Annotated in this window: 4 protein-coding genes and 1 pseudogene; 4 read left to right on the top strand and 1 reads right to left on the bottom strand. The window is 67.0% G+C overall.

The features are described from left to right. Window positions 1–146 precede the first annotated feature (146 nt). From VXC91_RS41310 to VXC91_RS41300, 3 genes are read left to right on the top strand one after another with little or no spacing between them, the layout of a single operon-like run. Window positions 147–1,433: a hypothetical protein gene (locus VXC91_RS41310; protein ID WP_329512505.1), complete on the top strand. Its 1,287-nt coding sequence runs from the start codon at window positions 147–149 to the stop codon at window positions 1,431–1,433. Continuing rightward, window positions 1,430–3,010, top strand: a complete 1,581-nt coding sequence (locus VXC91_RS41305) for a VWA domain-containing protein (RefSeq protein ID WP_329512504.1) — start codon at window positions 1,430–1,432, stop codon at window positions 3,008–3,010. Before VXC91_RS41310 ends, VXC91_RS41305 begins: the two co-directional genes overlap by 4 nt. Continuing rightward, the gene (locus VXC91_RS41300) at window positions 2,997–3,773 is read left to right on the top strand and encodes a hypothetical protein (RefSeq protein ID WP_329512503.1); all 777 of its coding nucleotides are present in this window, start codon (window positions 2,997–2,999) and stop codon (window positions 3,771–3,773) included. The genes VXC91_RS41305 and VXC91_RS41300 overlap by 14 nt, the downstream gene beginning before the upstream one ends. A gap of 129 nt (window positions 3,774–3,902) precedes the next feature. On the opposite strand, the gene lpdA is transcribed toward VXC91_RS41300, so the two are convergent. Further along, complete coding sequence (lpdA, locus tag VXC91_RS41295; RefSeq protein ID WP_329512502.1) at window positions 3,903–5,315, bottom strand: dihydrolipoyl dehydrogenase; 1,413 nt, start codon at window positions 5,313–5,315, stop codon at window positions 3,903–3,905. Between the two features lie 464 nt (window positions 5,316–5,779). Between lpdA and VXC91_RS41290 the strand changes: the two are divergent. After that, window positions 5,780–6,098, top strand: a pseudogene (locus VXC91_RS41290) (lipase); the annotation flags it as partial.

The raw sequence follows: 6,098 nt of genomic DNA, 5'->3' as shown, positions 1-6,098 counted from the left end.
AGCCTACACTCACCCTGGTGACAGCCCGTGCACATCATGGTAGGTCTGACGCGTTCACCCTGCGTTCGACTGGAAGTGACGCTTCTGGCAGCGGACGTTCGACTCATTCCTCGATGATCCTCACCCCTTGAGTGACAGGAGGGCCGTTGACGGACGCCGGAGCACGCGCGATCGAGGAACCGCGACTCACCACCCGTCGTGTGAAACGCCGCCGCATCCCACGTCATGTCGCCGTCGCGCTGCCCCTGGCGCTGGCGGGGCTTTTCTCCTTGCTCGTCTCGGGCAACGCGCTGAGGCCTTTCGAACACATCACCACGATCGAGGCCAAGATGGCCTCCAAGTCGGACTACTTCAAAGACCCCGAAGTACAGCGCCTGTTACTGGAGCACGGGATACGGGTCGACATCCACCGGCTCGGCTCCCGCGGCATCGCCACCACCTCATTGAAGGACGTCGACGTCGTGTTTCCCTCCGGTCAGCCTGCGGCGAAGCTGATCCTCGACCGGCAGAACCGTTCGGTGCGCTCCGCACGCCCCTTCGTCACCCCGCTGGTTCTGGGCACCTTCCGCGACTACGCGGAAACCCTGGTGAGCGCCGGGGTGGCGGAGCGACAGCAGTCCCTGAACGGCGGCAAGACGCTCTACTACGACCTCGACATGCGCAAGTTCATGCGCCTCCTGGACGGCAAGGACGACCGGACCACCAGGAAGGACGGCTCCGGCAGGGAAGCGGACACCTGGAACGGTATCGGCTTCCAGACGGTCAGCCACCACCGCAGCAACAGCGGCCGACTCCTGGTACGCACCTCCAGCGTCTGCGAATCCAACTCTGCAGGTACCTATCTGAGCATCCTGGCCTTCGTCGCGAACGGAGACCGCACACCGGGCACCGAAGACACCGGCAACCCCAACGGTGCGGACGCCGCCGTGCACGACCTCGCCCAGCGGATCAAACCCATGATCAACCTGCAGGGCATGTGGGCCGACGAACAGGCCGACAGCTACTTCTCCGACCTGGGCGAGAGCATCGCGCCGATCAGCCTGATCTACGAGCACCAATACCTCGCCCACCAGTTGGCGTACCGCGACAAGTACGGGAAACAGGACACGGACCGTGTCCTGCTCTACCCCAAGCCGTACGCCCTCACCGAGCCGCAGCTGATCTCCCTGACCGACCGGGGCGACCGCCTGATCCAGCTCATCGCCGACGACGAGGACCTGCGCGAGCGCGCCCTCGAACTGGGATTCCGCATCCGCTTCAACGGCGAGGACGGCACCAGCGAGCGACTGAACACCTATCTGCGCGATCGCGGCATCCAGGTTCCCACACCCAACCGCGACCAGACCAAGGTCTACGAACCCGACCTCGACGTCCTGGAGGAGATCATCAACTACGTGGGCAACTGCCCGCTCCCCGTGCAGGACGTGCCGTGACCCGGTTCTTACGCACCCTGGCGGCCGTGCTGGCACTGGTTGTCCTCGGCACCCTGAACTCCTGCAGCGACGAGGGGGAGACCGTCACTCTCCGGGTCCTTGCGAGCCCCGAGCTCGCCGATGTGGCCCCGCTCCTGGGCGAGTTGAAGACGGACACCGGGGTCGAGCTGGACATCGACTACACGGCGACCGCGGACCTCGCCGGCCAGCCGCCCGCTTCCGGCCGCTCGGCGTACGCCCTGGCATGGCTCGCCTCGGACCGCTCGTTCCTGCTGCGCCTGGAGGAGTCCGGCGGCCGTCCCACCCGGCCCGAGTCCACCCCGATCATGCGCTCGCCCGTAGTGGTCGGTCTCGCCACCTCGGTGGCGGACGAGCTGCGCGAGCGTGCGCCCGGAGGCCGGATCTCGTGGGCGGACGTCGCGGACGCTGCCGCCGAGGGCGCCGTACGGTTCGGGATGGCGGACCCGCGGCGCAGCGACACGGGGCGGGCCGCGCTGGTCGGAGTCGCGACGGCGGCCGCCGGTACCGGGAGTGCGCTGCGTGAACAGGACATCTCCTGCGACCGGTTGCGTGGATTCCGCTCCGGCCAGAGCCTCACCGCGCCCAGTTCACGGGAGCTGATCGGCACCTACCCACGCCATCAGGACGACACCAACGCGCTGATCGCGCACGAGTCCGAGTTGCTGTCCCTCAACGCAAGCGGCAAGCTGCACGAACCCTTGAAGATCGTCCATCCCGACGACGGAATGGTGCTGTCCGACTTTCCCCTGCTGCTCCTCGATCCCGTAAAGCGCTCCGCGTACAGGAAGGTGGTGGCCTGGCTGCTGAGCGCCGACGTCCAGAAGAAGCTGATGGAACGGACCCACCGGCGCCCGGTCAACCAGGACGTCGAGCCTGCCCCACGGCTGCGGGTACCCGTCGGCAACGCTCTGTCCTACCCTGACCGCCTGTCCATCGTGGACCAACTGGTCACCGACTACGGGGATCCACGCCGCAGAACGGCCGACCAGGTAGTGTTCCAGCTGGACTTCTCCACTTCCATGCGCGGCGAGCGCATGAAGAATCTGCGCGCAGCCTTCGCCGGGCTCAGCGGCGCCGACGACACCGCCACCGGCAAGTTCACCCGCTTCTACCGGGGCGAGCGGCTGACGGTGGTCCGATTCGGGGGCCGTGTGCTGCAGGAGCGCACGGTGACCGTACGCGGCGAAGAGGATCTGCGGACCCTCGACAGAACCGTTGCCGAAGGCGGTTTCGACGACTCGACCGCCGTCTGGTCGGCCCTGGAACGGGGCTACCGCATCGCCACCGCCGCCGTACGGGAGGATCCGGGACGCCCGGTGTCGATCGTGCTGATGACGGACGGCGAGAACAACGCCGGCATGGCCTATGGGGAGTTCCTCCGCCGCCATCGCGAACTGGGCGCCGCCGTGGCAGCGGTGCCCACCTTCCCCGTCCACTTCGGAGAGGCGGACCCGGACTCTCTGAAGCGGGCCGCCGCGGCGACCGGCGGCCGCATGGTCGACGCGAACCTCTCCTCGCTCTCCGACGCGTTCAAGGAGATCCGTGGCTGTCATTGACCGTCAGTGGTGGGGCCTGTGGTGGCCGTGGCTGATCGTCTGGTGCGTGACGGTGGTCTGCTGGGCCGTACTCATCCGCCATGCGCTCGTGCGCCAGGGATGGCTGCGCCGACGGCGCCGGCGCAGCGGTCGCACCGTGCACGGCATGTGCTTCTTCCTGCACGAGAAGCGGGTCATGGGCCTGTATCAGACAGGCGGGTTCTCGGCCGCCCTGGAACAGGAGGTCGCCGACCGGATCAATGTCACGGGCGGCCTGGGGTTGTGGGGGAAGCTGGGGTTCGGCAGCGCGGGAGCGCGTCGGGACGTCACCAAGGAGCGCGTCACCGCATACATCCAGAAGAGCACCCCCATCACGGTGATACGGCTGCTCATGGACACGATGCGCAAGGAGGACGTGGTGGTGGACGTCGATCTCACCACGGGTCTGCTCGTCCCCAACCGGGCGCTCGCAGAATCCCTGCGCGACCAGGGCTTGTCGGACCGGGTGCCGTTGACCGCCGTCATGTCGGAATTCGTCTCTGTCACGGGCCGGTTCACCGCCCAAGGCGGCGAGAACGGCGAGATCGTGCTGCGTGCCGACTACGGAGATCAGGGCCCGCCCACCCATGTGAGGATCACCTGCGAGGCCGCCGGGGTCCGGGAGGAGTTTCAGGACGAGGAATACTTCAGCGGTGAGTTCCAGGCCCGCTGCCTGGGCAAGGTGCGGACGTGGAACCGCCGCACGGGGGAGCTGACGCTGGACCCCGTCGCCATCTTCCGCTGAGCCGTGACGGTCACGGGCCGAGGAGTGCAGGCCCGCGGACGGAACCATTGCCGAGCCCGGCTTCGGACAGCGGCTCCGTCCCGTAGGTGTGCGCGGATGGCTGACCGTCCGGCCGTCGACCCTCCTCGGCTAGAAGTTGATCATGTGCCCGGCAAGTCCGTGCACCGCCTCCTTGACCGCTTCGCCGAGGGTCGGGTGGGCATGCACGTTGCGGGCCACCTCGTGGACGGTCAGGTCCCACTGCTGGGCCAGGGTCAGTTCGGGCAGCAGCTCGGTGACGTCCGGGCCGATGAGGTGGCCGCCCAAGAGCTCGCCGTACTTGGCGTCGCTGATCAGTTTGACGAAGCCCGTCGTGTCGCCGAGACCGTGCGCCTTGCCGTTGGCGCTGAACGGGAACTTCGCCACCTTCACGTCGTGACCCCGCTCGCGGGCCTGGGCCTCGGTGTAGCCGAAGCTGGCGATCTGCGGCTGGCAGTACGTGGCACGCGGGATCATCACATAGTCCAGCTCCATGGTCTCCGCATCCGCGATGGTCTCGGCCGCGACCACACCCATCGCCTCGGCGGCGTGCGCGAGCATCAGCTTGGCGGTGACGTCGCCGATGGCATAGATGTGCGGAACGGAGGTGCGACAGCGGCCGTCGACGTCGATCGCTCCACGCTCGGTGACCTTCACGCCGGTGTTCTCGAGGCCGTAGCCGCTGACGTTCGGTGCGAAGCCGATCGCCTGGAGTACCTTGTCGGCCTCCAGGACCTGCTGGGAGCCGTCCTTGGCGGTGACCGTGACGCGCACCTGCGGACCGGACTCGTCGATGGCGTCGACGCGGGTGGAGGCGAGCACGTCGATGCCCAGCTTGCGATACTGGCGCGCCAGCTCGGCGGAGACCTCGACATCCTCCAACGGGGCGATCCGGTCCAGGAACTCGACCACGGTCACCTTCACGCCGTAGTTGTGCAGGACGTAGGCGAACTCGATACCGATGGCGCCCGCCCCCGCAATGATGATCGACTGCGGTAGGTCCTCGGCGAGGATCTGCTCCTCGTACGTCACCACACGCGCCGAGCGTCGCGTGCCGGGCAGCAGCTTGGGGGTGGTTCCGGTTGCGATGACGCAGTGGTCGAAACGGACGGTGCGGGCGGAGCCGTCAGCGCCGGCCACCCGGAGGGTGTTTGAGTCCAGGAAGGTTCCGCGGCCGTCGATCTTCGTGATCTGGTTCTTCTTCATCAGGTAGTGCACGCCTTTGACCCGGCCGTCGGCGACGCGGCGGCTGCGCCGGTACGCCTCGCCGTAGTCGAACGAGACCTGACCGTCCACCCTGATGCCGAAGGTCTTCGCCTCGCGGGTGACGATGTGCGCCAGTTCGGCGTTGCGGAGCAAGGCCTTGGTGGGGATGCAGCCCACGTTCAGGCAGACGCCGCCCCAGTACCTCTCCTCGACAACGGCGACGCGTTTGCCCAGTTGGGCAGCGCGGATCGCGGCCACGTATCCGCCAGGGCCCGCTCCGAGTACGACGACATCGAAGTGCTCGTCCCGCTCGTTCATAAGGAGTTCCTTCCCGTATCGGCCCCGGTGAGGGTGCCTAGCGGATTCTTTCGTACTGCCGCTGTCTCTGCCGCTTCGCCACCCGGCTCACGGGTGTGGCGGGGTGTGGGGGCGGCGGCCGGTCATCCAGACCCTCACGGGCAGCGGAAGTTCTCGCGCATCTACGCTCGGCGGATCATCGCGAGCGGATCAGTGATGCCCGTCCGGTGCCCGCACGACCGGTGCGTCGGACCGCAGCGTGGTGCGTCGGCCTGGCTGACGCAGCGTCAATGTCTGACCGCGGTTGACAGGTTTGAAGGGCTCGTAAGGCCTTGACCAAGACCCTTTCTGCGGTCTGGTCCAACCCCCGACCCCCACGGCGCGAAGGGTGTATCTACGCGGGAAGAATCTTTGACATGGACACTTCCCTTGAGTGGTTGCCTGTTGTACCAATGAGTGCCAGCTTTCCCGCTCAGGGAGGTCTCGTGAGACGCATCAAGTCGCTTTCAGCCCTTGCCACGCTGAGCCTCGCGTTGATGTTCAGCTTGGTGATGACCGGTCCGGCACAGGCTGCCGGACCCTCGTACGTCGCGCTGGGGGACTCGTACTCAGCAGGCAACGGCGCAGGGAACTACGACAGTTCGAGCGGTAACTGCCACCGCAGTTTCAGTGCCTACCCCTACCTGTGGAAGAACGCCCACGCTCCGTCCTCGTTCGCCGACACATCCTGCTCCGGTGCGGTCACCACTGATGTGACGAACAATCAGCTCGCCCCCCTGAACTCCTCCACCGGACTCGTCTCCA

Source organism: Streptomyces chiangmaiensis (genome assembly GCF_036281785.1).
GTDB lineage: Bacteria > Actinomycetota > Actinomycetes > Streptomycetales > Streptomycetaceae > Streptomyces > Streptomyces chiangmaiensis.
Note: the sequence above shows the minus strand (reverse complement) of the source record. Positions and strands in the feature narration are given on the sequence as shown.